Source organism: Microbacterium sp. KR10-403 (assembly GCF_040196215.1).
GTDB lineage: Bacteria > Actinomycetota > Actinomycetes > Actinomycetales > Microbacteriaceae > Microbacterium.
The window spans coordinates 205,745-228,336 of the sequence record NZ_JBEGDC010000008.1 but is presented as its reverse complement, the minus strand read 5'-3'; the positions used below and the strand labels follow the sequence as shown (position 1 = coordinate 228,336).

Genomic DNA, 22,592 nt, shown 5'->3' with positions numbered 1-22,592 from the left:
TTGATCGCACCGACCAGGTCGGCGCCGTCTTCCAGGAGCAGGGTGCCCGCGAACGGGGAGGTGTGGTCCTGCGCGGTGGCCACCAGCGGGTTGGCCATCAGCCCAGGGCCCCCTCGATCTGCCGGATGGAGGCAGCCAGTTCCTCTTCGAACGCGGCCATGTCGTCGCCGACCCCGCGGATCTCTGTGGCGGACCGGTCGACCAGGCCCTGCGCGGAGCCGATCGCCGCGGAGGCGGCGGTAGCGACCAGGGTGGCAGGGCCTACCAGGAACGCGCACAGGATCCCGAACGCGCCCCCGGACATGCTGGTGGCCGAGGCGGCGTCCCGTGCGGTCTGCACGTCGGCGGAGACCTGTCGCACGCGTGCGGCGTGGGCGATGATCAGGTCCTGATCGATCGTGATCTGACCGGCCACCGGTTACCGTTCCTCGTCCGGGACGCCGGTGCGGGCGGTCACCTCGTCACGCAGCCGTGCGACCACCGGGGAGTCCTCCCCGAACGCGGCCGCGGCCAGACCCACCGCCTGCTGCCCGGCATCGCGGGACGCGGCCTGCGCGGTGGTGATGATCAGGCGTGACAGATCCCGTGCCCGCAGGTCCAGCGCGGCATCCGACAACTCCACATCCACCAGCCGCCCCGACGCGTCGACGGTGACCGACAGTTCCCGGCGTTGCGAGTACGCGGTGCCACGGACCGCCTCGACCTGCGCCCGCATCTGCTGCGCGGCCTGCGCACGCTGCTGCGCCGCCGCAACCTGATCCTGCACCCGGGCGATCAGAACATCCGGATCCTCAGCTGTGAAACCATCCATCCCGAACGACGATACGACAACATGCGGCGCGGGCGGAAACGGATCGACACGAACGGACGATGTTCACACCGGCACGGGTGCCGGTGGGGGAGTGGATGCCGCGACCCGCGGCATCCACCATTCATCATCGGTCCAGCGATCCGAGGCCGTCGCCCGCGCGAGCGACGGCAGGTACGACGGCGTCGCCGCCCGACGCTCGCGCACCGAGGCGTGCAGCACGGCGTGATCGGGGATCTGCCGGTGCAGCGGCAGCAGCAGGTTCCAGGCCCAGCCGTTCGCGTGCACGGGGCCCGAATCCGCCCAGGCGCGCTCGACGCCGCAGTACCGGTGGTAGATCGCGGCGGTCTGCTCGTCGCGTAGTAGGAGCGATCCGCAGATGCCGTCGAACACCCACTTGAGTGCGATCGTGGCGAGCTCGTGATTCTCGAAGGTGCCGCCCACATCGCAGTGCACGCCGGGGAACCACACCTCTTCGCAGTCGGCGCGGCACTCGATCGGCAGGTAGCGGAACGGCCGGCGCGCCTCGTCGATCGACACCGCATGGCGGATGCGACGCACGTTCCACAGCGACGCGGTGTCGGGCCAGTCGAGGCTGCCGAGCCCCGCGAACCAGGCCTCGACGGTGTCCCACAGGCCGAGGTATTCGACGGGGATCGCGTGGATGTCGCGGGCCAGATCGTCGGGAGTGGATGACGCGAACCCGCCGGTCGCGCCCGAGATGGGTTCGCCCGCGGTGCCCCAGCACAGTGCGTCGGCGAACGCCTTCGCCTCTTCGGCGCGCTTCGCGACCGCCTTGCGGGTGCCGGCGGGCTTCACGTACTGCGCGACGGCGTAGTCGACGAGGTGCTCGGATCCGCTGCGCAGCAGCCCCGGCCGGGCCAGGAGCGCGGCCAGGGCGCGGGCCGTGTAGGCGCCGCGGCTGAATCCGAAGATGTAGATGCGGTCGCCGGGCCGGTAGCGCTCGACGAGCCAGCCGTAGGCGCGGCTCACCTTGGTGCGCATGCCGAAGCCGAACGCCAGGCCGCACAGCTCGGAGAGACGGCGCTCGATCCAGCCGTGTGCGGTGGCCGACGGCAGCGTGCCGACGCCCGGGTCGTAGTAGGCGATCTGCTTCGCGGGGTCGTCGAGGTCGAGCATCATGAACACCTTCGCGGCGTTCGTCGGATGGTGATCGAGCTCGTTGCTCGTGCCGTCGAGGCAGATGACGATGTTCTTCGGCGTGATCGGGGCGCTCATGGTGACCTCCCTCTGAGGAGAGAGGCGTTGCGCGCGGTCGCTGATACCGCGTGGATGCCGCGGGTCCAGAGCGCGCGGCGGCGAGCCCGCGCGGCGTGGTCAGCGCGCGGCGGCCCGCGCGGCGAGCACCGCGTCCCACACGACGTCGGCGACCGCGCGCTTGGTGCCGGCGGCCTCGGCCACGACATGCCCGCCGCGGCCCAGCACGACCACCTCGTTCGCGCTCGCCTCGAACCCCTTCTCCCAGCCCACCTCGTTGACCACGAGCAGGTCGGCGCCCTTGCGCTCGAGCTTGCGGCGCCCGCGTGCGAGCAGCTCGTCGCCGCGCGAGGTCTCGGCGGCGAAGCCGACGAGCGTCTGCCCGTCGCTCCGGCGAGCGGCGAGGGTCGCGAGCACATCCTCGGTCTCGACGAGCTCGAGCGACCGGCCCTTGCGCCGCGAGCCCTCCTTCGTCAGCTTCCCGTCGGAGGTCGACGCGGGCCGATAGTCGGCGACCGCCGCGGCCATGATCACGACGTCGGCGTCGGCCGCGGCATCCACCATCTCGGTCAGCAGGTCGGCGGCCGTCGTCGCCCGCACGACCGGCAGGCCTGCGGCATCGGCCAGCACGCCGTCGTCGGTGTGCGCGGCCACGAGCGTCACGTCCGCGCCGCGGTCGGCGGCCGCGCGAGCCAGCGCCACGCCCTGCCGCCCGCTCGACCGGTTGCCGATGAAGCGCACCGGGTCGATGGGTTCGCGCGTGCCGCCGGTGGAGACGACGACGCGCAGCCCGTCGAGGTCGGCCGGGTGCACCACGGCCAGCGCCTTCGCCACGATCTCTTCGGGCTCGAGCATGCGGCCGGGGCCCGAGTCGCCGCCGGTCAGCTCGCCGTCGGCGGGCCCTGCGATCTGCACCCCGCGCTCGGCGAGGGTCGCGATGTTGGCCTGCGTGGCCGGATGCCGCCACATCTCCGTGTGCATGGCGGGCGCGACGACGACCGGTGCGGTCGTCGCAAGTAGGGTGGTTCCCAGCAGGTCGCCGGCGAGTCCGGCGGCCATCTTCGCGAGGGAGTCAGCCGTGGCGGGAGCGACGATGACCAGGTCGGCCTGGCGTCCGAGTGCGACGTGGCGCACCTGCGGAACATCGTCGTGCACGCTCGTGGTCACCGGGTGGCGGCTGATGGCCTCCCACGTCGGCAGCCCGACGAACCGCAGCGCGTCCGCGGTGGGGATGACGTGCACCTCATGACCCGCCTTCACGAGCAGGCGCACCAGGTGCACGGACTTGTACGCGGCGATGCCGCCGGTCACTCCCACGACCACGAACATGGCTCGATCCTCCCATGCGCGGGTGCTCCGTGTGCACGGTGATCGTCCGGGTGCCGGCGGCCGCCGGCGAACCCGTGCGCATGCTCGCCGTACGCGATGAAGACCCGGCGCGACCGTGGCAGCCGCTGGGAGAGTGGTGGCCCGACCGCCCCGGCGTGATCGGCGTGCGCGATGTGCGAGCGGGCGGTGCGTGGTTGGCGGCGGATGCTGCGGCCGGCCGCCTCGCGGTGCTGCTGAACCGCGAGAGCCCGCCGGTGCCCGCGGGGGTCGTGCCTGTGTCCCGGGGAGGGATCGTTCTCGATGCGGTCGCGGGGCGGCCGCCGCATCCCACCCCCGCGGTGCTGGGATTCAACCTCGTCACCGTCGACCGTTCGGGCGTGCACGTGGTCACCTGGGACGGTGTCGTGCGCACCGAGCTGACCGTGCCGCCGGGAACGCACATGATCGCGCACCATGACCTCGACGACGCGCGCTCGCCCCGCATCGTGGCGTGGCACGACGCGTTCGCGGCCGCGGACCCCGACGAGTGGATGCGGGTGCTCGCCCGCACCGCGCAGCTCGACCCGTCGGATGATCGGGCGATCATCCGCGACAACAACGCGCACGGATACCCGACCCAGTCGCTGCTGTTGTGCACGGCGTCGGTGGGGCCGTCGGGGGTCGACGTGGAGTACGCGGAGTTCGACCGCCCCGGCGTGTGGAACCCGGTGACCCTCGTCGGCCCGGTGCGCCCGGGCTGAGCCGGGCGCGTCGTGCTCCGCGCTCGCGGGCCATGCGATCTCGCGTGGTCCTGTGCGACCTCGCGAGGTCGTACCTTCTTTCGCGAGGTCGTATGTCTTCTCGCGAGATCTGGTGCGACCTCGCGAGCTCGAGCGCGACGGCGTCAGACGAGGCGGTGGTCGACGCCGAGCGCGTCGTACGTTCGATGTGCCCGCCGATCGAGGGAGAGCAGCGTCAAACCGTGACGGCGGGCTGTCGCGGCGATGAGTGCGTCGTACGACGCGCCGCCCGAGACATCGGCGGCTGCGAGCTCGGTGATGAGCTGTGACTGGTCGGTGGCGCTCAGCGACAGCGGCCGCCACGGCAGCGACGCGAGCGCAGCTGCCGCGACGACAGGTGCGACTCGTCGTGCTGCCGGAAGGCGGGTCAAGACGCTGTACGTCTCGAGCAGCACATGCGCCGGCACGACACGCACGTCGGCGACCGCCTCGCGCGCGGCATCGTGCGATTCATGCCACGACACGAGCGCGGCGACGAGCACGCTGGTGTCGCAGGAGGGCGTCATCGTCGAGTGGTCTCCAGGGTCGCACGCACTTCTTCGCTCGTGAGCGGGGGGACGTCGTCGCTCGTCGTGATCACCGGGAGCCCGTTCGACGCGTCGACGGTGGCGTCGATCGGTGCGAACTCGATCTGAATGCGCCCATCGATGTACACGATGTCGATGGGCACGCCGGGCTTCAGCCCCATCGCGTCGCGCACGGCCTTCGGCACCACGAGGCGTCCGGCCGGATCGATGGTAGTGGACATGGTAAAAGTCTACCATTTTGGAGGGACGGCGGCATCCATTCGACTCCTCGAACGCGCCACCCCTGATACGCGAGATCATCCTTGTGCACGCCCGGAGGCGTCAAAGGCGTGCACAAGGATGATCTCGCGAGGTCGTTCGCCCCGCGCGGACCGGCCGCGGCATCCGCTCGTCGTCCGCTGTCGGAGCGCACGGATACGATCGAGCGGATGTCGAAGAAGCCCGCACTCGCCGCCCCGTCCATCGATCCGCTCGAGCTGCACGATCTCGAAGACGGCGACGTCGCGCGCCTCGAGGCGCACGGCATGGTCGACGCGACCCGGTTCACCGGCGGCGACATCTCGGGCGACGACCTCTCGGGCCTCTCGTTCAACGAGTGCGAGCTGATCGGGGTGACCGCGCACGAGACGCAGCTGCGCGCGGCGCGGTTCGTCTCCACGCGCATCGAGCGGATGAACGCACCGGTGTTCACCGCGGCGCGGGCGACGGTGCGGGATGCCGAGATCCGCAGCTCGCGCATGGGATCGATGGAGCTCTACGACACCGACTGGCAGAACGTCGTCGTCTCGGGCAGCAAGCTCGGCTTCGTCAACCTGCGCGCCGCGCGCATGCGCGATGTGCGCTTCACCGGGTGCACGATCGACGAGCTCGATCTGTCGGGTGCGCAGCTGTCACGCGTCGCATTCGGCGAGTGCACGGTCGAGACGCTGCGGCTCGACGGCGCCCGGCTGGTGAACGTCGACCTGCGCGGCCTCGACATGCACGTGGTCGCGGGTATCGAGGGCATGCGCGGCGCGACGCTCAGCCACGAGCAGACCGTGCTCATGGCGCCCCTGTTCGCCGAGCACCTCGGCGTGCGCGTCGACGGGTGAGTCCGGCCCTTCGTCTCGCTGCGCTCGTTCAGGTACCTGGGGTGCCGGGTCAGAGGCTGCCGTCGCGGACGCGGGCCGCGGCATCCCCCCGCCCCTCCGCCTCGAAGCCGGAGACGACTCCCGACCGATCGGCGTCGGAGCGGTTCTGGCTCCACTTCGCCTTCGCATCGACGTGTTCCACGGCCATCTCGACTCCGACGATCGCCCGCAGCTGGCCGTTCACGTACTTCTCGGGCGCATCGGTCACGGCCCACGGCTCGTCGCGCGGGGTCTCGTGCGTGTCGGTGAGGGCGGTCACGGCATCCCGCAGCCACTCGACGTCGTCGTGCACGGTCACCGGGCCGCGCAGCTGCACGGCGGAGTAGTTCCACGTCGGAACGACCTTGCCGTGCTCGGCCTTGGCGGCGTACCACGACGGGGTCACGTACGCGTCGGGCCCGTAGACGATGAACAGGCCGGGCGCGCCGGTGACGATGCGCTTCCAGTGCTCATTGGCCCGGGCGAAGTGGGCGATGACGCGATCGCCGTGCCACATGATCGGCAGCAGCGTGGCGTCGGGTGCGCCGTCGGGTCCGGTCGTGACGAGGGTGGCGACGGATGCCGCGGCCACGAACCCGCGCGCCGCGTCGAGGTCTTCGATCCGGTTGAAGTGGGGGACGTACATAGAAGGAGCGTACGCGGCTATCGTGGGCGCAAAGGTCGGAGGCGGCATGCGCAGGCTCGTCGGACTCGTGGTGGGCACGGTGGCGCTCGCCGGCGCCCTTGCCGGCTGCTCGGCGGCGGGCGTGAGCTACGAGCGGGTCACGGCGTTTCCGACGGATGCGCCGATCGCGAGCATCGCGCCCGAAGACATGGGCACGCCGCTCGCCCTCGCACACGGTGCGGATGCGCTCATCGTCGTGGTGTGGGGCAGCTCGTCCTGCCGGCCGACGCCGACCGGTATCGATGCCGGCGCTGCCGTGCCGGTGATCACGTTCGCCGCCGACAGCAAGGGCGGGGCCGCGTGCACGGCCGACCTCACGTCGACGATGTACTCCTTCCCGGTCTCCGAGCTCGGTGGAGCCATGCCGGCGAAGGTCGTCATCGTGACCGACGGGGTGCGCAGCACCGTGACCGTCGTCGACTGAGACGGGATGCCGCAGGCGGGTCGCGGCCCTGGGCTCTGCCCGTGGCGCGCACCGTGTCGCGCCGGCGTCACTTCGTCGGCACCAGGGCCGCGTCGGTGGTGATCTCCGATACCGCGACGTCGACGAGACGCGGGTCACCGGGCGTCACGCGGTGCACGTCGCCGGTGATCTCGATCACGGCGCTCGTCTCGTGCTCCTCGCACGACGGTCCGACCCAGAGCTCGACGTGGCCGGGCTCGACGATGCGCACGCCGTCGCGCCCGGTGAACGCCAGACGCTGCGTGGGCACGGTGAACGTGACGTCGGCCGACGCCCCCGGCTCGAGCTCGACGCGCCGGTATCCGAGCAGCTGAGCGACCGGACGCGTGACGCTCGCATACACGTCTCGCGCGTACAGCTGCACGACGTCGGCGCCGCTTCGGTCGCCGGTGTTCGTCACCCGCACGGTCGCGGTGAACGCGTCGCCTGCATGCACCGCGTCGGAGACCTGCAGCGCTTCGTGGGCGAACGACGCGTACGACAGGCCGAAGCCGAAGGGCGCCGCCGGCGTCGAGTCGGCGCTGGTCACCTCGGTCGGCCCGCCCAGGATCGGATGCAGGTAGGTGTACGGCTGCGCGCCCGCCGAGCGCGGCAGCGACACGGGCAGCCGCCCCGAGGGGTTGACCCGGCCCGACAGCACGCCGGCGATCGCCGGCCCGCCCTCTTCGCCGGGGAAGAACGCCTGCACGACAGCAGCCGGCGCAGGCGCGTCGCGCTGCAGCGCCCAGTCGAGCGCGTACGGGCGCCCCGACAGCACCACGAGCACGACGGGCGTCCCGGTCGCGATCGTGGCCTCGACGAGCTCGCGCTGCACACCGGGCAGGTCGAGGCTCTCAACGTCATTGCCCTCGCCGACGGTTCCGCGCCCGAACAAGCCCGCGCGATCACCCACGACGACCACTGCGACGTCTGCCTCGGCTGCGGCAGCGGCCGCGGCATCCACCCTCGTCCGGTCGTCGCCCTCGACCTCGCAGCCAGCGACGTGCACGAGCCGCGCATCGGGGAGCTCTGCGCGCAACGCGTCGAGCACGGAGGGGATCTCGAAGCCCAGCGGCGTCTCGGGATGGTGTGCGAGCACGTGGTTCGCGAACGAGTAGCAGCCCATGAGCGCCTCGGGGGCGGCGGCGTTCGGCCCGAGCACGGCGATGCGCCGCGCGGTCGTCGATAGCGGCAGGGCCCCGTCGTTGCGCAGCAGCACGATCGATCGCTCGGCGAGCACGCGGGCGGCGGCGCGATGCGCGGGAGAGTCGAGGTCGACCGATGTCGGCGGCTGGGCGAAGTCGTCGTCGAGCAGGCCGAGCTCTTCCTTCTGCGCCAGTACGCGCAGGACGGCCCGGTCGACGAGCGTCTCATCGGTGCGCCCGTCGGCGATGCGGTCGGCGAGCTCGAGGAACGCGTCACCCGTGGGCAGCTCGACGTCGACGCCGGCCTCGAGGGCGAGTGCCGCGGCCTCGCCGCGGTCGACGGCCACTGCATGCATCGTGTGCAGGAACGCGACCGCGAAGTAGTCGGAGACCACGGCTCCCTCGAAGCCCCACTCGTCGCGCAGGATCCCGGTGAGGTAGGCGGGGGTGGATGCCACGGGCAGGCCGTCGATCTCGGCATACGAGTTCATCACCGAGCGCACTCCGCCGTCGCGCACGGCCATTTCGAAGGGGGGCAGCAGCACATCGGCGAGCTCTCGCGTGCCCACGTGCACGGGTGCGTGGTTGCGGCCGGCCTGCGACGCCGAGTAGCCGACGAAGTGCTTCAGAGTGGCGTGGACTCCGGCATCCTGCAGTCCGCGTACGTAAGCGGTGCCGATCGTGCCGACCACGTATGGGTCTTCGGCGATGCACTCGTCGACGCGGCCCCAGCGAGGGTCGCGGATCACGTCGAGCACGGGTGCGAGCCCCTGGTGGATGCCGAGCTCCCGCATCGAGGCGCCGATCGTTCCGGCCATCTGCGCGACCGCATCGGGGTCGAACGACGCCCCCCAGGCCAGCGGCGTCGGGAATGTGGCCGCCTGCCAGGCGGCGAGGCCCGTCAGGCACTCCTCGTGGACGATCGCGGGGATCCCGAGCCGGGTCTGCGTGCGCAGGCGGCGCTGCTGCTCCCACAGCCACGCCGCACGCTCGACCGGGTCCACGGGGCGTGTGCCGTAGACGCGCGTCAGGTGCCCGATGCCGTGCACGATGGCCTCGTCGTAACGCGTCGAGGTCGCCATCTCACCGGCCATGGGCGCGACCAGGTCATCGCCCTGATCGACCCAGAATCCGACGAGCTGCGCGATCTTCTCGTCGAGCGTCATCGCGGCGAGGATGCCGCGCACGCGCTCGGATGCCGTCGGGCTCATCCCTTGACCGCCCCCGTCAGGCCGCCGACGATGCGGCGCTCGAAGATGCTGAAGAAGATCAGCGCGGGCAGCATCGACAGCGAGACGAAGGCGAGGACCTTCGCGGTGTCCATCGAGTACTGCGATGAGAACGCCTGCACGCCCAGCGGCAGCGTGAACGACGTGTCGTCGTTGAGGATGAACAGCGGCAGCATGTAGCTGTTCCAACTCGCGATGAAGGCGAGGATGCCGACGGTCACCACTCCGGGACGCGACAGAGGCAGCACCATCCGCCAGAAGAAGCCCAGGCGTCCGCATCCGTCGATCGAGGCGGCCTCCTGCAGCTCAGCGGGGATCGCCTGCAGGAACGGCACGAGGATCACGATCGTCATCGGCAGGGCGAAGGCGACCTGCGGGATGATGACGCCGGCGAGCGAGTTCATCAGACCGAGCGAGCGAACGAGGATGTAGAGCGGCGTGATCGCGACGGTGATCGGGAACATCAGCCCCGCGGTGAACAGCGTGTAGATGAGCCCGCGACCGCGGAACGAGTACCGCGCGAGCGCGAAGCTGGCCATGAGACCCAGCACGACGACGAGAAGGGTGGTGGCCACGGCCGCGATGACGGAGTTGCCCGCCTCGCGCCAGAACACCTCGCTGCTCAGCACGTCGAGGTAGTTCGACACATGCCAGACGGTGGGCAGTCCCGCCGGATCCTGCGAGATCTCCGAGTTCGTGCGGAACCCGCCGATCACGATGTAGGCGACCGGCGCGAGCATCGCGGCCACCAGGATCAGCGCGATGAAGTAGATCACCGGCTTGCTCCACGTGATGCGGCGTCGGGGGCGCTGGGGTGCCGTGGGGCGGACGGCGGTTGAGGTCACGGCGGTCATCGGCTCTTCTTCCCTCCGGTGAGTGCTCCCTCGGTGTCGCGGCGCAGCACGAAGCGCTGGTAGAGCAGCGCGATGACCAGGGAGATGACGAACATGACGACGGCCACGGCGTTGCCGTACCCGTAGCTGCCGGCGTTGCGGCCGTTGACGACCATGTAGGTCGCCATCGTCGACGTGCCGGCGGTCGAGGCGACGTACTGGCCCCAGATGATGTAGACGAGGTCGAACAGCTGCAGTGAGCCGATGATCGACAGGAACGCCCAGATGCGGATCGTCGGCCCCAGCAGTGGCAGCACGATGTGGCGCTGCACCTGCCAGAACGAGGCGCCGTCGATCGCGGCGGCTTCGGAGAGCTCCTCGGGGATGCCCTGGAGGCCGGCGAGGAAGAGGATGACGGCGAAGCCGACGTACTTCCAGGTGAGGATGCCCACGAGCGACCAGATCGCGAGCTTGGGATCGGCGAGCCAGTCCGAGGCCAGTGAGCCCAGCCCGACCTTCTCGAGCAGGCCGTTCAGGCCGCCCTCGGTCTGCAGCATCAGGCTCCAGCCGATGCCCACGACGACCTCGGCGATCACGTAGGGGATGAAGATGAGGACCCGGATGAGCGACTGCCCGCGCATCTTGCGGTTCAGCAGCAGGGCGAGCCCGAGGGCGACGGGCCCCTGGATGACCAGCGACAGCACGACGATGACGCCGTTGTGCCACAGCGCGTCGTGGAAGGTCGGGTCGGTGAAGATCGTGACGTAGTTGCGCAGGCCGACGAAGTCGGTGGCGGGGCCGTAGCCGTTCCAGCTGAAGAAGCCGTAGTACGCGGCCATCGCGACCGGAAAGATCACGAACGCGAGGAAGACGACCAGCGCGGGCGCGATGAGGACGATGAGTTCGATCCGGGCGGCCCAGCCGATGCCGCGGCGGCGCCGCCGGGCGGACGGAGATGTGTTCTCTCCGTCCGCCCGGTCGGCGGGCGCGGCATCCACGCGGGTCGCCTTCATGGTGACGGATGCCATCGGTCGGGGCCTTACGACTTGGCCGCGGCGGAGTTGACGGCGTCGACGATGGCCTGCGCGTCTCCCTTGCCGGCGAGCATGTTGACGACGGCGACGTTCAGCGCGTTGCCGACGTTCGAGCCGTACATGGTGTCGAGCCACAGCATCACGTACGACGCGTCGTCGTAGGCCTTCAGCACCGACTTGAGCGACGGGTCGGTGACGACGTCGGTCGCGTCTTTGCTGGCGGGCAGGGTTCCGTAGGCGGTTGCGTAGCCCTCCTGGTACTTCTTCTGCACGATGAAGTTGAGGAAGTCGGCGCACTGCTTCGGGGCGTTGATCGAGCACGAGAACCCGTCGACGCCGCCCATCATGGCACTCGGGTCGCCCTGGCCGCCGTCGATCGACGGGAAGGGGAACCACGACAGGTCGGCGAGTGCCTTCTCATCGGGGGTCAGCGACTGCACGACGCCCGGCTCCCAGGCGCCCATGAGCTCCATGGCGGCCTTGTGGTTGGCGAGCATGCCCGCCGACGAGCCGGCGCCCTGCTGCGCCGAGGTGGTGAGGAAGCCCTCGTTGAACGGCTTCGTCGCGGCGAAGTCGGCGAGGTCCTGCCCGGCCTTCAGCCAGCAGCTGTCGGAGAAGGTGCGGGATGACGCGGCCTGGTTCATGACGTCCTCCGAGCACTCGCGGAGCGCGAAGAAGTAGTACCAGTGCGCGGCGGGCCAGGCGTCCTTCGCACCGACGGCGACGGCGGTGGAGCCGTTGGCCTTGAGCTTGGCGATGTCGGCGTTCAGCTCATCCATCGTCGTCGGAGTGTCGGTGATGCCGGCGGCCTTGAACATGTCCGCGCTGTAGAAGAGACCACCGGGCAGAACCGAGACCGGCATGCCGTAGATCTTGTCATCGACCGTGAACGCCTTGAAGACGGCGTCGCCGAGTGCGGCCTTCGTCTCATCGGTGATCTTGTCGGTGAGGTCCTGCACCTGGCCGGCCTTCACGACGTCGCCGAGCTTGCCGCCGCCGCGGGCCATGAAGATGTCGGGCGCGGCGCCCGAGTTCAGGGCGGTCTGCAGCTTTCCGTCCATGTCTTCGTTCTGGATGAACTGGACCTTGATCGTCACGCCCGGGTTGGCGTCTTCGAAGTCCTTGATCGTGTCGTTCCAGTACGTCTTGCCGGGGCCGGTGCTCGCGTTGTTCCAGAACGTCATCTCGACGTTGCCGCCGCTGTCGCCCGAGTCGCCGCTCGAGCCCGAGCACGCGCTGAGCGCGAGGGCGCCCGCCACGAGGACAGCCGATCCGGCGAGGATCTTCTTGGCCTTCATGTCATTCCTGCTCTCGTCGTTGAGTGGTGCCTCGTGCATCGAGGCACGCATGGGTGTGCTGTGTTGCCGCAGGGGCCGGGCGCAGGTCGCGTCGGTCCTTGCCGCTCCTGCCCGGGGAGGGATCCGGACTCGGAAAGTTTCACAGCACAACAAATACGTGTCAAACGTTTTCGAAAACGTTTTTCATCTATGCTGACGACGATGCAGCGACGCGCGACGATCCATGATGTGGCGGCGGCGGCGGGGGTCTCCGTCTCCACCGTCTCAAAGGCCGTCAACGGCCGGTATGGGGTCTCGCCGGTGACGGTCGAGCGCGTGCTCGCCGCCGTGCGTGAGCTGGGGTACGAATCGAGCCTGATCGCCAGCAGCATGCGCTCTCGGCGCACCGGCGTCATCGGCGTGCTCGTCGCGGACTTCGAGCCCTTCAGTGCCGAGATCCTCAAGGGCGTCGCGACCGGTCTGCGCGAGACGGGCTACGACCTGCTCGCCTACAGCGGCGCGCGCGAGGCGCCCGGCGACGGGTGGGAGCGGCGCTCGCTCAGCCGCCTGTCGGGCACGCTCATCGACGGTGCGATCATGGTCACGCCGTCGGTGGTGAACGTGACGGCCGACGTGCCCGTCGTCGCCATCGACCCGCATACCGGGCCCGCAGACCTGCCCGTCGTCGAATCCGACAGTTTCGGCGGTGCGCTGCAGGCCGTGCGCTACCTCACGCAGCTCGGTCACACGCGCATCGGCTTCGTCGCAGGGCGCCCGGACCTGCGCTCGTCGATCGCTCGTGAGGCCGGGTACCGCAAGGCGCTGGGGGAGGCGGGCATCCTGGTCGACCCGGCACTCATCGGTGTGGGGCGCTATCGCGACGACACGGTGCGCGAAGCGGCGCGGGCGGTGCTGTCGCGCAGCGACCGGCCGACCGCGGTGTTCGCCGCCAATGACATCTCGGCGATCGCGGTGATCCGCGTCGCCGCCGAACTCGGCCTCGACGTGCCGGAGGATCTGTCGGTCGTCGGCTTCGACGATGTGCCGGACGCCTCGCAGTTCACGCCGGCGCTGACGACCGTACGACAGCGGATGCAGAAGCTCGGCGAGACCGCCGTCGGCATGCTGCTCGGGTTCATCGAGGGTCGGGAGCCCGAGCGCACCCGCGTGCAGCTGCCGACCGAACTCGTGGTGCGCGCGACGACCGCGCGCCTGCGCTGACCCCGTCGCCCCTCGCAGAGGACCGTCGGCCTTGAGCCGGGCTGCCCATCATCGCGGAGTGGTGCTCGACCGGGTGCGGCGCGACCTCGCGAGATCCCGTGCGACCTCGCGAGATCCCGTGCGACCTCGCGGGAGAAAAGTTACCAAGTGGTAGAAAATGTGGCATACTGATCGCGCGCTTCGACCCGGGGCGCCTGCAATCCACACACACAACGGAGTCTGTACATGAACAAGAGAGTTCTCGGCGCCCTCGGCGCCGCAGTGGCAGCGGTGCTGCTGCTCTCGGGCTGCGCGGGCGGCGGCGCCGATGCGAGCGCGTCGACCCACGACAAGACCCTGCGCCTGGCGACGATGACCGTGCCGCAGAGCCTGGACCCGAAAGACGCCACCGGCAGCGCGCTGCCGTTCTTCCAGGCGGTGTACGACACGCTCGTGCTGCGCACGCCCGACGGCGACTACAAGCCGATGCTGGCGACCGAGTGGTCGTACAACGACGACCAGACGGTGCTGAGCATGACGCTGCGCACCGGTGTGACCTTCGACGACGGCACCCCGTTCGACGCGAAGGCGGCGAAGGCGAACCTCGAGCGGTTCCGTGACAGCGGGGGACCGGATGCCGCGAACCTGGCCGGCATCACGGTGGACGCCGTCGACGACACCCATCTCACTCTCACCCTCCAACAGCCCAACCCCGGCCTGCTGTTCTACCTCTCCGACTCGGCGGGCCTCATGGCCAACCCGTCGGACTTCGACCAGAAGGACGCGCTGGTCACCACCCCCGACGGCACCGGCCCGTACGTGCTCGACAAGGACAAGACCGCGATCGGCACCACCTGGGTGTACGACGCGCGCAAGGGCTACTGGGGCGACGCCCCCGACTTCTCGACGGTCACGATGCAGGTGTTCGACAACGAGAACGCCGTCGTCAACGGCCTGAAGACCGGCCAGATCGACTCGGCGCTGCTGCAGACGGCCGACCAGCAGCTGGCCGCCGAGCAGGACAAGGACCTCGCCTTCCAGGACGTGCCCTTCGACTTCCAGGGCATCCTGCTGTTCGACCGCGGCGGCGCGCTGACGCCGGCGCTGGCCAAGCCGGAGGTGCGCCAGGCGCTCAACTACGCGCTCGACCGCGAGACCCTGCTCAAGGTCGTGCGCGACGGCCGCGGACAGGTCACCAGCCAGGTGTGGGGCGTCGACAGCCAGGGCTACGAGAAGTCGCTCGACGACTACTACACGTACGACCCCGAGAAGGCGAAGCAGCTGCTCGCCGACGCCGGCTACCCGAACGGCTTCGAGCTCACGCTGCCGCGGCTGACCTCGATCGTCACCGACAACATCGCGAGCGCCCTGCAGACCGACTTCGCGAAGGTCGGCGTGAAGCTGACGTGGGCCGATGTGGACTCGGCGTCCGCCCTCAAGCAGATCTTCGTCGAGAAGAAGTTCTCGGGCATGGTCATGAACATGGGCCAGTCGTCGAACGACTGGATCGTCTACTCGACGCTGATCGCACCCGGCACGTTCAACTTCTTCGGCACCATGGACGACGAGGTCACCCAGCTCGCCACCCAGGCGCGGTCGCTGCCCGAGGACCAGACCGCCGAGCTGTACCAGAAGATGAACGAGCGCATCGTCGAGCAGGCGTGGTTCGTGCCCTTCTACCGGATGACGTACAAGCTCGTCACGGTGCCCGGCGTCACCGCCGTGCCGCAGGCCGGCATGGCCGTCCCGTCCATCTACAACTACTCGCTCAGCAAGTGAGCCGTCGCGGCGGGGCCGATCCGGGCCCCGCCGCGATCCCTACCCGGAGAGAACACCCATGCTCGGCTTCCTCATCCGCCGGCTGTTGAGCAGCATCGCCCTGCTGCTGGTGACCGCGCTGCTGACGTTCGTGCTGCTGTCGATCCCGAATCAAGACGTCGGCCGCCAGCTGCTCGGCATGCAGGCCACCCCGCAGGCCATCGACGCCAAGAACGCCGAGCTGGGCCTCGACCGGCCCATCCTCGTGCAGTTCTTCGACTGGCTCGTCCACGCGGTGCAGGGCGACTTCGGCCGCTCGTGGTTCTCCAGCGAGAACGTCGCCGTCGCCATCGGCAACCGCCTGCCGGTCACCCTCAGCCTCATGATCGGCGTGACCCTGGTCACCGCCGTCTTCGGTTACCTGCTGGGCGTCTGGGCGGGCACCCGCCGCGGCCGCATCGACACGTTCGTGCAGGTGTTCTCGGTCGCCGGGTACGCGCTGCCCGGCTTCCTCGTCACGATCGTGATCGTGATCGTCTTCGCGGTGAAGCTCGGCTGGTTCCCCGCCGTCGGCTACACGCCGATCAGCACCTCGTTCACCGGATGGCTGTCGACCATCACCCTGCCGGTGATCTCGCTGTCGCTCGCGGCCGTGGCCGGCGTCGCGCAGCAGGTGCGCTCGTCGGTCATCGAGGTGTCGCGCTCCGATTACATCCGCACCCTGACCACTCGCGGGCTGCCGCGCCGCCGCATCCTCTTCCGGCATGTGCTGCGCAACGCCTCGGCCCCTGCGCTCACCGTGCTCGGACTGCAGTTCGTCGGCCTGCTGGGCGGCGCCGTCATCGTCGAGCAGATCTTCGGACTGCCCGGCATCGGGTCGATGACCATCAAGTACACGTCGCAGGGCGACATCCCGATCATCATGGGCCTGGTCATGCTCACCGCGATCGGCGTCGTCATCATCAACCTGCTCGTCGATCTCGCGATCGGCGCGCTGCTCCCGAAGGCGAGGGTGTCATGACACAGGATGCCGCAGTCCTCACCGACGGTCTGGCACAGGCCGAGGCATCCCGCCCCGTCGGCGTCTGGCGGGCGCTGCTCTCACGTCCGCTCGCGGTCGTCTCGGCCGTGGTGCTGCTGGTCGTCATCCTCGTGGCGATCCTCGCCCCCTGGATCGCGCCGTTCGGCGCCAATCAGGCCGACCTCATCCACGCGTTCGAGGGGCCGCAGGCCGGCCACCCGCTCGGCTTCGACTCGGCCGGCCGCGACGTGCTCTCGCGCCTGATCTACGGCGCGCAGAACACCATCGGCGGTGCCGGCATCGCCCTGATCGTCGCACTCGTGATCGGCGTGCCCACCGGCCTTGTCGCCGGGTACTACGGGCGCTGGTTCGACGCGGTGTCGAACTGGATGACCAACCTCGTCATGTCGCTGCCGGCCATGATCATCCTGCTCGCGTCGCGGGCCGTGCTCGGTCCCACCGTCTGGGTGCTGATGATCGTGCTCGGATTCCTCGTCTCTCCGTCGTTCTTCCGCCTCGTGCGCGGGGCCGTCGCGGGCGTGCGCGGCGAGCTGTATGTCGACGCGGCCCGGGTCTCGGGCCTGTCGGACGCGCGCATCATCGCCCGGCACGTGCTCACCGTGGTGCGGGCGCCCGTCATCATCCAGGTCGCTCTCGTGGGCGGCATCGCCATCGGTCTGCAGGCGGGCCTGGAGTTCATCGGCATCGGCAGCGGCAACATCCCCACCTGGGGCGCCATGCTCAACGAGGCGTTCACGAACTTCTACCGCGCGCCGCTGCTGCTGCTCTGGCCCGGCCTGGCGCTGGGCCTCACCAGCGCCGCGCTCGTGCTGCTGGCCGCCGGCATCCGCGACGCGCTCGACGACCGCGGCCGCGAGCCACGCTCCCCCGGGCGCGCGCGCCGTCGTGCCATGGCGGCGCAGCGCGCCGCCGAGCGCGCCGAGCTGCCCGCCGAAGGCCGCGGCGATCTGCTGTCGATCCGCGGGCTGCGGGTCGCCTACCGGCAGGGCGAGGGCGACGACATCGAGGTCGTGCACGGCGTCGACCTCGACGTGGCCCGCGGCCAGATCGTGGGCCTGGTCGGCGAGTCGGGATCGGGCAAGAGCCAGACCGCGTTCTCGGCCCTGGGCATCATCCCCACAGACGGCTACGTGGGGTCGGGGTCGATCCTGGTCGCGGATCGGGAGGTGGTGGATGCCGCAGCCGACGACGCCCGCCGCGCCCGTCGTGCGCTCGGCTATGTGCCGCAGGAGCCGATGAGCAACCTCGACCCCTCGTTCACGATCGGCTCGCAGCTGACCGAGCCGCTGCGCGTCGGCGGCGGGATGAGCCGCGCCGACGCCCGGCGCACGGTGCTCGACCTGCTGCGCGCCGTCGAGATCGCCGACCCCGAGCGGGTGTTCCGCTCGTACCCGCACGAGATCTCGGGCGGCATGGCGCAGCGCGTGCTCATCGCCGGCGCGCTGTCGACCGACCCGGCGCTGATCATCGCCGACGAGCCCACCACGGCGCTCGACGTCACGGTGCAGGCCGAGGTGCTCGGCATCCTGCGCCGGCTGCGCGACGAGCGCGGCGTGGGCGTGCTCATCGTCACGCACAACCTCGGCGTGATCGCCGACCTCTGCGACCGCGTCTGCGTGATGAGCGAGGGGCGCATCGTCGAGACCGGCGAGACGACCCAGGTGCTCACCGCGCCGCGGCATCCCTACACCCGGCGCCTGGTCGCATCGGTGCCCGACGAGTCGGTGACCCGTGCCCCGTGGCGCGACCCGGCCCTCATCGAGGAGGCCTCATGACCCCGCTGCTGGACGTGCGCGATCTGCACGTGTCGTTCCCCGGGCGCGGGCTGCGCGCTCCCCGGGTCGAGGTGCTGAAGGGCGTCTCCCTCGACATCCGTCCCGGTGAGACACTCGGACTGGTGGGTGAATCGGGGTCGGGCAAGACGACGATCGGTCGCGCCGTGCTGGGCCTGGTGCCCGTGGCATCCGGCACCATCTCGTTCGACGGCCGGCGCATCGAGCACGCGACCCGGCGTCGGCGCCGCGCGCTCTCGCGCGAGCTGCAGGTCGTCTTCCAGGACCCGTACACCTCGCTGAACCCCGCGCTGCCGGTCGGCGAGACGCTGGCAGAACCCCTGATCGCGCAGGGAGTGGGGAGAGATGCCGCGCGCCGCCGCATCGCCGAGCTGCTCGACCGGGTACGCCTGCCGCGAGCCGCGGCCGGCCGCCTGCCCCGCGAGTTCTCGGGCGGGCAGCGCCAGCGCATCGCGATCGCGCGGGCGCTGGCGCTGCAGCCGAAGCTCATCGTGTGCGACGAGCCGGTGTCGGCGCTCGACCTGACCACGCAGGGCGCGGTGCTCGAGCTGCTCACCGAGATCCAGGAGTCCACCGGTGTCGCGTACCTGTTCATCTCGCACGACCTGACCGTCGTGCGGCACCTGAGCCACCGGGTCGCGGTCATCCACCACGGCGAGATCGTCGAGCACGGCGAGACCGCCGAGGTCACCGAGCATCCCCGCGACCCGTACACGCGCAAGCTGCTGCTGGCCGCGCCCGTCGTCGACCCGGCGCGGCAGCGCGAGCGGCGCGAGGCGTTCGACCGCGAGTTCCGAGAGCAGGCCGTCGCATGACCGGCCTGCCCCTGCCCGTGCGGGCCGTCGCGCACGGCACGCTGCGGCGCCTGCCCGGCCGGGTGCTGCGGGTGGATGCCGCGGCCCGCCCCGAGATCGTCGACGCGGTCACCGCGCTCGCCGCGAGGGCGTTCGAGGTGACCGTCACGGCCGGCGGATGCGCGCCCGACGTGGTGCTGGTCGATGCGCCGGTGCCGGCGCCCGCCGCGCTCGGTGCGGATCCCCGCGCCGGCGAGCGGCGCGGGCGCAGCGAGGCGTACCGCATCCGTCCCACCAGCGACCGGCTCGAGATTGCCGCGGGCAGCGCCGAGGGGCACTTCCGCGGTCTCGTCACGCTGCTGGCCGCGTGCGGCGAGGCGCTGCCGGGGCTCGAGGTCGACGATCATCCGCGATATGCGTGGCGGGGGCTGTCGCTCGACGTGGTGCGGCGGCGGTTCCCCGTCGACGAGGTGTGCCGGGTGATCGACCTGCTCGCCGTGCACGGCATGAACGTGCTGCACCTGCACCTGACCGACACCCAGGGCTGGACCTTCGCGGTGCCCGGGTACGAGGCGCTCGCCGACGACGACGCGTACACGGCGGCCGACCTCGACGCGCTCGAGGCCTATGCACGCGCACGCTTCGTGACGATCGTGCCCGAGGTCGACGTGCCCGGGCATGTGCCCGCCCGCATGGCGCGCGTGGTGCCGGTGCGCGAGGGCGTGCACCCCTTCCTCGCCGCGATCGACACCGACGATCCCGGTGTCGAAGCGCTGCTGGCGGCCGCGTTCGGCGAGCTGGCGGCGCACTTCGCCTCGCCGCACCTGCACCTGGGCGGCGATGAGGCGTTCGGCGCGAGCGCCGAGGGCTTCGCGCGCACGGTGGCCGCGGCATCCCGCATCATCCGCGCGCGGGGGCGCACGCCCATCGGGTGGCAGGAGGCGGGCCGCGCGGGCGCTCTCGGCCCCGGCGATCTCGGCCAGCTGTGGATCGCCGAGCGCGACCGGCTCGACCCCGAGAAGCTCGCCGACACCGTGCCGGCGGAGTTCCGCGCGCTCGTCGCGCAGGCCGGCCCGCTGCTGGCGGAGTCGGCGCATGACCCCGCGCGACTGGGCGCGGCCGGCGTCGGGGTGATCGTCTCGTCGAGCGATCCGCTCTACCTCGACCGGCGGCCGAGCGAGCCGAGCATCGATGCCGCGCAGCGCGCGGCGGCGGAGCGGCTGGGCAATCCCGGATACGAGCCGACGCCGAGCCTGTCGGTCCTCGACTGGCAGCCCGAGACCCAGCCTGACATCGCCGCGAACGGCCTCACCGTCGCCGGCGTCGAGGCCGCGCTGTGGTGCGAGACCGTGCGCGATCTGGACGACGCCGCCACCCTGCTGCTGCCGCGCCTCGCGTTCGTCGCGCAGAAGGCGTGGGGCGACGCCGACCGCGACGGGGTGCGGGCGGCCGCGGCATCCACCACCGCCGTCTGGGAGCGCCTGGGCTTCGGCGCCTTCCACCGCTCCCGCGAGATCTTCCGACCATGACCGAAAGCGAGACCATGCGACTTCCCGATTCCTTCCTGGTGGGGGCATCCACCGCCGCCCACCAGATCGAGGGCGACAACACGACCAGCGACTGGTGGATGTTCGAGCAGACCCGGCCCGAGCGGCTGCAGCCCAGCGGGCGCGCCTGCGACAGCCTGCACCGCTGGGAGGAGGACATGGACCTCGTCGCGGCCGCCGGGCTGAACGCCTACCGGTTCAGTGTCGAGTGGGCGCGCATCGAGCCCGAGCCGGGCGCGTTCTCGCCCGCGGCGATCGACCACTACCGGCGCATGGTCGCCGGCGCGCACGAGCGCGGCATCGAGCCGATCGTGACCCTGCATCACTTCACCAACCCGCTGTGGTTCCAGGTCGGCGGCGGGTGGCTGCGCGACGACGCGACCGACCTCTTCGGCCGCTACCTCGAGAAGGTCGCCCCCGTGCTCGACGAGGGCGTGCGCACGGCGGTCTCGATCAACGAGCCGAACATGATCGCGGTCATGCACCGGGTCATCTCGGGCGAGGTCGACCTCACGAAGGGGCTGGGGGGCGGGATGCCGCTCCCCGACCCCGCGGTGACCGACGCGCTGATCCGCGTCCACGATGCGGCGCACGAGCAGCTGCGCGCGCAGCATCCCGACCTCGCGGTCGGCTGGTCGGTGGCCAACCAGAACGTGCAGTCGGTGCCCGGGGGAGAGGAGGCGGCCGCCGCGTGCTCCGAGGCCATCGAAGACGTCTTCCTGCGCGCGGCGATCGGCGACGACTTCATCGCGGTGCAGTCGTACAGCCGGGTGGTCTACGGGCCGGACGGGATCGTCGAGCCGGCGCCCGAGGTGCCCCGTACCTCGAACGGCTGGGAGTACCGCCCCGAGGCGCTCGGCGAGGCGGTACGGCACACAGCGGCGATCGTTCCGGGCGTGCCGATCCTGGTGACCGAGAACGGCATCTCGACGCGCGACGACGCGCAGCGCATCGCCTACACGACGGGTGCACTGCGCAGTCTGCGCGCGTGCATGGACGACGGCATCGACGTGCGCAGCTACCTGCACTGGAGCCTGCTCGACAACTACGAGTGGGGGCAATGGGAGCCCACGTTCGGCCTCGTCGCCGTCGACCGCGACACCTTCGTGCGCACGCCCAAGCCGTCGCTCGAGTGGCTCGGCGCCGTCGCGCGGTCGCGCGAGCTGCCGTGACGCCGAGCGCCTCGGCGGTCGCGGGATACGATCGACGCGTGACGACCGCGGCATCGGGCAAGCTGACCAAGGGACAGCGGACGCGGCAGCGCATCTTCGACGCGGCGTTCCGGCTGTTCGGCGAGCGCGGCTACCAGGCCGTCTCCCTGCGCGACATCGCCGCCGAGGTCGGCATCACGCACGTGACGGTGCTGCACTACTTCTCGTCGAAGGACGAGCTGCTCGCCGAGCTCATGGTGCACCGCGACGAGATCGAGCGCGAGGCCGCGGCGGCGTTCCTGGCCACGGACCATGAGGCCGATGCCGAGTACGGCGGGCTGCACGCGCCGGCCCTCCGCTGGATGATCCACCGCCTGGAGGTCAACGCCCGCGAGCAGGGCGCGGTGCCGCTGTTCCTGAAGATCTCGACCGAGGCGTCGGATCCGGCTCACCCCGCGCACGAGCACTTCGTCGGCCGTTACCGGACGCTGGTCGAGCTGCTCGCCCAGGGGTTCGAGGAGGAGTTCTCGTACCTGCCCGCCGACGCCGTGCGGGTCGAGCCGCGGGTGGCCGCCGAGCACCTGATCGCGATCGCCGACGGCCTGCAGATCCAGTCGATCTACAACGCCGACACGAACCTCATCGTCGACGACGTGTGGGAGTACCTGCGCCTGCTCGGCGTGGTCTCCGCGCGCCCCTGACCGCGCGCGACGTCGCGAGGTCGCACGGGATCTCGCGAGGTCGCATGAGATCTCGCGAGAAGACACGCGACCTCGCGGAAACACGCGCGACCTCGTGGAAACACGCGCGACCTCGCGGAAACACACGCGACCTCGCGAGGTCGCACAGGATCTCGCGAGGTCGCATGAGGGTTCGGGATGCCGCAGGCCCA

At 70.6% G+C, this 22,592-nt stretch carries 22 protein-coding genes; 11 read left to right on the top strand and 11 right to left on the bottom strand.

Annotated features, from left to right (window positions below):
• Positions 1-97: 97 nt before the first annotated feature.
• From ABMQ42_RS18105 to coaBC, 4 genes are all read right to left on the bottom strand, one after another.
• Positions 98-415, bottom strand: a complete 318-nt coding sequence (locus tag ABMQ42_RS18105) for a hypothetical protein (RefSeq protein WP_349724441.1) — start codon at positions 413-415, stop codon at positions 98-100.
• A 3-nt stretch (positions 416-418) separates the two neighbouring features.
• A complete protein-coding gene (locus tag ABMQ42_RS18100; protein ID WP_349724439.1) occupies positions 419-811 on the bottom strand; it encodes a YbaB/EbfC family nucleoid-associated protein in 393 nt (130 codons plus the stop codon).
• 63 nt (positions 812-874) lie between these two features.
• The gene (locus tag ABMQ42_RS18095; protein ID WP_349724438.1) at positions 875-2,047 is read right to left on the bottom strand and encodes a phospholipase effector Tle1 domain-containing protein; all 1,173 of its coding nucleotides are present in this window, start codon (positions 2,045-2,047) and stop codon (positions 875-877) included.
• 99 nt (positions 2,048-2,146) lie between these two features.
• Positions 2,147-3,355 (bottom strand): bifunctional phosphopantothenoylcysteine decarboxylase/phosphopantothenate--cysteine ligase CoaBC, encoded by a 1,209-nt coding sequence (gene coaBC, locus ABMQ42_RS18090; protein WP_349724436.1) that lies wholly within the window; start codon positions 3,353-3,355, stop codon positions 2,147-2,149.
• A gap of 14 nt (positions 3,356-3,369) precedes the next feature.
• On the opposite strand from coaBC, the gene ABMQ42_RS18085 reads away from it, so the two are divergent.
• Positions 3,370-4,095: an NRDE family protein gene (locus tag ABMQ42_RS18085; protein WP_349724434.1), complete on the top strand. Its 726-nt coding sequence runs from the start codon at positions 3,370-3,372 to the stop codon at positions 4,093-4,095.
• Positions 4,096-4,238: 143 nt separating this feature from the next.
• Here the strand turns inward: ABMQ42_RS18085 and ABMQ42_RS18080 are convergent, their stop codons facing one another.
• The gene (locus ABMQ42_RS18080) at positions 4,239-4,640 is read right to left on the bottom strand and encodes a PIN domain-containing protein (RefSeq protein ID WP_349724433.1); all 402 of its coding nucleotides are present in this window, start codon (positions 4,638-4,640) and stop codon (positions 4,239-4,241) included.
• Positions 4,637-4,882 (bottom strand): AbrB/MazE/SpoVT family DNA-binding domain-containing protein, encoded by a 246-nt coding sequence (locus ABMQ42_RS18075; RefSeq protein WP_349724431.1) that lies wholly within the window; start codon positions 4,880-4,882, stop codon positions 4,637-4,639. Before ABMQ42_RS18075 ends, ABMQ42_RS18080 begins: the two co-directional genes overlap by 4 nt.
• A 207-nt stretch (positions 4,883-5,089) precedes the next feature.
• Between ABMQ42_RS18075 and ABMQ42_RS18070 the strand changes: the two genes are divergently transcribed.
• Complete coding sequence (locus ABMQ42_RS18070) at positions 5,090-5,752, top strand: pentapeptide repeat-containing protein (RefSeq protein ID WP_349724429.1); 663 nt, start codon at positions 5,090-5,092, stop codon at positions 5,750-5,752.
• A gap of 49 nt (positions 5,753-5,801) precedes the next feature.
• Here the strand turns inward: ABMQ42_RS18070 and ABMQ42_RS18065 are convergent, their stop codons facing one another.
• Entirely contained in the window at positions 5,802-6,416 is a 615-nt protein-coding gene (locus ABMQ42_RS18065) for an FMN-binding negative transcriptional regulator (RefSeq protein WP_349724427.1), read from the bottom strand.
• Positions 6,417-6,462: 46 nt separating this feature from the next.
• Between ABMQ42_RS18065 and ABMQ42_RS18060 the strand changes: the two genes are divergently transcribed.
• Complete coding sequence (locus ABMQ42_RS18060) at positions 6,463-6,879, top strand: hypothetical protein (protein ID WP_349724425.1); 417 nt, start codon at positions 6,463-6,465, stop codon at positions 6,877-6,879.
• A 67-nt stretch (positions 6,880-6,946) separates the two neighbouring features.
• Here the strand turns inward: ABMQ42_RS18060 and ABMQ42_RS18055 are convergent, their stop codons facing one another.
• The 4 genes from ABMQ42_RS18055 to ABMQ42_RS18040 are packed head-to-tail and all read right to left on the bottom strand — an operon-like array spanning position 6,947 to position 12,436.
• Positions 6,947-9,253, bottom strand: coding sequence for a beta-xylosidase/alpha-l-arabinosidase (locus tag ABMQ42_RS18055; RefSeq protein WP_349724424.1), 2,307 nt, complete (start codon positions 9,251-9,253; stop codon positions 6,947-6,949).
• Entirely contained in the window at positions 9,250-10,125 is an 876-nt protein-coding gene (locus tag ABMQ42_RS18050) for a carbohydrate ABC transporter permease (RefSeq protein WP_349724422.1), read from the bottom strand. Before ABMQ42_RS18050 ends, ABMQ42_RS18055 begins: the two co-directional genes overlap by 4 nt.
• Complete coding sequence (locus tag ABMQ42_RS18045; protein ID WP_349724453.1) at positions 10,122-11,117, bottom strand: carbohydrate ABC transporter permease; 996 nt, start codon at positions 11,115-11,117, stop codon at positions 10,122-10,124. Before ABMQ42_RS18045 ends, ABMQ42_RS18050 begins: the two co-directional genes overlap by 4 nt.
• 26 nt (positions 11,118-11,143) lie before the next feature.
• Positions 11,144-12,436 carry an ABC transporter substrate-binding protein gene (locus tag ABMQ42_RS18040; RefSeq protein WP_349724421.1) on the bottom strand — a complete coding sequence of 431 codons (1,293 nt, stop codon included), beginning with the start codon at positions 12,434-12,436 and terminating at the stop codon, positions 11,144-11,146.
• Between the two features lie 201 nt (positions 12,437-12,637).
• On the opposite strand from ABMQ42_RS18040, the gene ABMQ42_RS18035 reads away from it, so the two are divergent.
• The 8 genes from ABMQ42_RS18035 (at position 12,638) to ABMQ42_RS18000 (ending at position 22,401) form a co-directional block, all read left to right on the top strand.
• Complete coding sequence (locus ABMQ42_RS18035; protein WP_349724420.1) at positions 12,638-13,636, top strand: LacI family DNA-binding transcriptional regulator; 999 nt, start codon at positions 12,638-12,640, stop codon at positions 13,634-13,636.
• Between the two features lie 225 nt (positions 13,637-13,861).
• Positions 13,862-15,394 (top strand): ABC transporter substrate-binding protein, encoded by a 1,533-nt coding sequence (locus ABMQ42_RS18030; RefSeq protein WP_349724418.1) that lies wholly within the window; start codon positions 13,862-13,864, stop codon positions 15,392-15,394.
• A gap of 58 nt (positions 15,395-15,452) precedes the next feature.
• Positions 15,453-16,394, top strand: coding sequence for an ABC transporter permease (locus tag ABMQ42_RS18025; RefSeq protein WP_349724416.1), 942 nt, complete (start codon positions 15,453-15,455; stop codon positions 16,392-16,394).
• Positions 16,391-18,190, top strand: coding sequence for a dipeptide/oligopeptide/nickel ABC transporter permease/ATP-binding protein (locus ABMQ42_RS18020; protein WP_349724415.1), 1,800 nt, complete (start codon positions 16,391-16,393; stop codon positions 18,188-18,190). Before ABMQ42_RS18025 ends, ABMQ42_RS18020 begins: the two co-directional genes overlap by 4 nt.
• On the top strand, positions 18,187-19,023 hold the full coding sequence (locus ABMQ42_RS18015; protein ID WP_349724414.1) for an ATP-binding cassette domain-containing protein: 837 nt from the start codon (positions 18,187-18,189) through the stop codon (positions 19,021-19,023). Before ABMQ42_RS18020 ends, ABMQ42_RS18015 begins: the two co-directional genes overlap by 4 nt.
• Positions 19,020-20,531, top strand: a complete 1,512-nt coding sequence (locus ABMQ42_RS18010; RefSeq protein ID WP_349724412.1) for a family 20 glycosylhydrolase — start codon at positions 19,020-19,022, stop codon at positions 20,529-20,531. Before ABMQ42_RS18015 ends, ABMQ42_RS18010 begins: the two co-directional genes overlap by 4 nt.
• Positions 20,528-21,721 carry a glycoside hydrolase family 1 protein gene (locus ABMQ42_RS18005; RefSeq protein WP_349724410.1) on the top strand — a complete coding sequence of 398 codons (1,194 nt, stop codon included), beginning with the start codon at positions 20,528-20,530 and terminating at the stop codon, positions 21,719-21,721. The genes ABMQ42_RS18010 and ABMQ42_RS18005 overlap by 4 nt, the downstream gene beginning before the upstream one ends.
• Before the next feature lie 38 nt (positions 21,722-21,759).
• Positions 21,760-22,401, top strand: coding sequence for a TetR/AcrR family transcriptional regulator (locus tag ABMQ42_RS18000; protein WP_349724408.1), 642 nt, complete (start codon positions 21,760-21,762; stop codon positions 22,399-22,401).
• Positions 22,402-22,592 lie beyond the last annotated feature (191 nt).

What these genes read in the sequence shown, in the direction of transcription:
- ABMQ42_RS18100 (WP_349724439.1), bottom strand. Translation starts at nt 811, where the DNA reads ATGGATGGTTTCACAGCTGAGGATCCGGATGTTCTGATCGCCCGGGTG.
- ABMQ42_RS18095 (WP_349724438.1), bottom strand. Translation starts at nt 2,047, where the DNA reads ATGAGCGCCCCGATCACGCCGAAGAACATCGTCATCTGCCTCGACGGC.
- coaBC (WP_349724436.1), bottom strand. Translation starts at nt 3,355, where the DNA reads ATGTTCGTGGTCGTGGGAGTGACCGGCGGCATCGCCGCGTACAAGTCC.
- ABMQ42_RS18085 (WP_349724434.1), top strand. Translation starts at nt 3,370, where the DNA reads ATGCGCGGGTGCTCCGTGTGCACGGTGATCGTCCGGGTGCCGGCGGCC.
- ABMQ42_RS18080 (WP_349724433.1), bottom strand. Translation starts at nt 4,640, where the DNA reads ATGACGCCCTCCTGCGACACCAGCGTGCTCGTCGCCGCGCTCGTGTCG.
- ABMQ42_RS18075 (WP_349724431.1), bottom strand. Translation starts at nt 4,882, where the DNA reads ATGTCCACTACCATCGATCCGGCCGGACGCCTCGTGGTGCCGAAGGCC.
- ABMQ42_RS18070 (WP_349724429.1), top strand. Translation starts at nt 5,090, where the DNA reads ATGTCGAAGAAGCCCGCACTCGCCGCCCCGTCCATCGATCCGCTCGAG.
- ABMQ42_RS18065 (WP_349724427.1), bottom strand. Translation starts at nt 6,416, where the DNA reads ATGTACGTCCCCCACTTCAACCGGATCGAAGACCTCGACGCGGCGCGC.
- ABMQ42_RS18060 (WP_349724425.1), top strand. Translation starts at nt 6,463, where the DNA reads ATGCGCAGGCTCGTCGGACTCGTGGTGGGCACGGTGGCGCTCGCCGGC.
- ABMQ42_RS18055 (WP_349724424.1), bottom strand. Translation starts at nt 9,253, where the DNA reads ATGAGCCCGACGGCATCCGAGCGCGTGCGCGGCATCCTCGCCGCGATG.
- ABMQ42_RS18050 (WP_349724422.1), bottom strand. Translation starts at nt 10,125, where the DNA reads ATGACCGCCGTGACCTCAACCGCCGTCCGCCCCACGGCACCCCAGCGC.
- ABMQ42_RS18045 (WP_349724453.1), bottom strand. Translation starts at nt 11,117, where the DNA reads ATGAAGGCGACCCGCGTGGATGCCGCGCCCGCCGACCGGGCGGACGGA.
- ABMQ42_RS18040 (WP_349724421.1), bottom strand. Translation starts at nt 12,436, where the DNA reads ATGAAGGCCAAGAAGATCCTCGCCGGATCGGCTGTCCTCGTGGCGGGC.
- ABMQ42_RS18035 (WP_349724420.1), top strand. Translation starts at nt 12,638, where the DNA reads ATGCAGCGACGCGCGACGATCCATGATGTGGCGGCGGCGGCGGGGGTC.
- ABMQ42_RS18030 (WP_349724418.1), top strand. Translation starts at nt 13,862, where the DNA reads ATGAACAAGAGAGTTCTCGGCGCCCTCGGCGCCGCAGTGGCAGCGGTG.
- ABMQ42_RS18025 (WP_349724416.1), top strand. Translation starts at nt 15,453, where the DNA reads ATGCTCGGCTTCCTCATCCGCCGGCTGTTGAGCAGCATCGCCCTGCTG.
- ABMQ42_RS18020 (WP_349724415.1), top strand. Translation starts at nt 16,391, where the DNA reads ATGACACAGGATGCCGCAGTCCTCACCGACGGTCTGGCACAGGCCGAG.
- ABMQ42_RS18015 (WP_349724414.1), top strand. Translation starts at nt 18,187, where the DNA reads ATGACCCCGCTGCTGGACGTGCGCGATCTGCACGTGTCGTTCCCCGGG.
- ABMQ42_RS18010 (WP_349724412.1), top strand. Translation starts at nt 19,020, where the DNA reads ATGACCGGCCTGCCCCTGCCCGTGCGGGCCGTCGCGCACGGCACGCTG.
- ABMQ42_RS18005 (WP_349724410.1), top strand. Translation starts at nt 20,528, where the DNA reads ATGACCGAAAGCGAGACCATGCGACTTCCCGATTCCTTCCTGGTGGGG.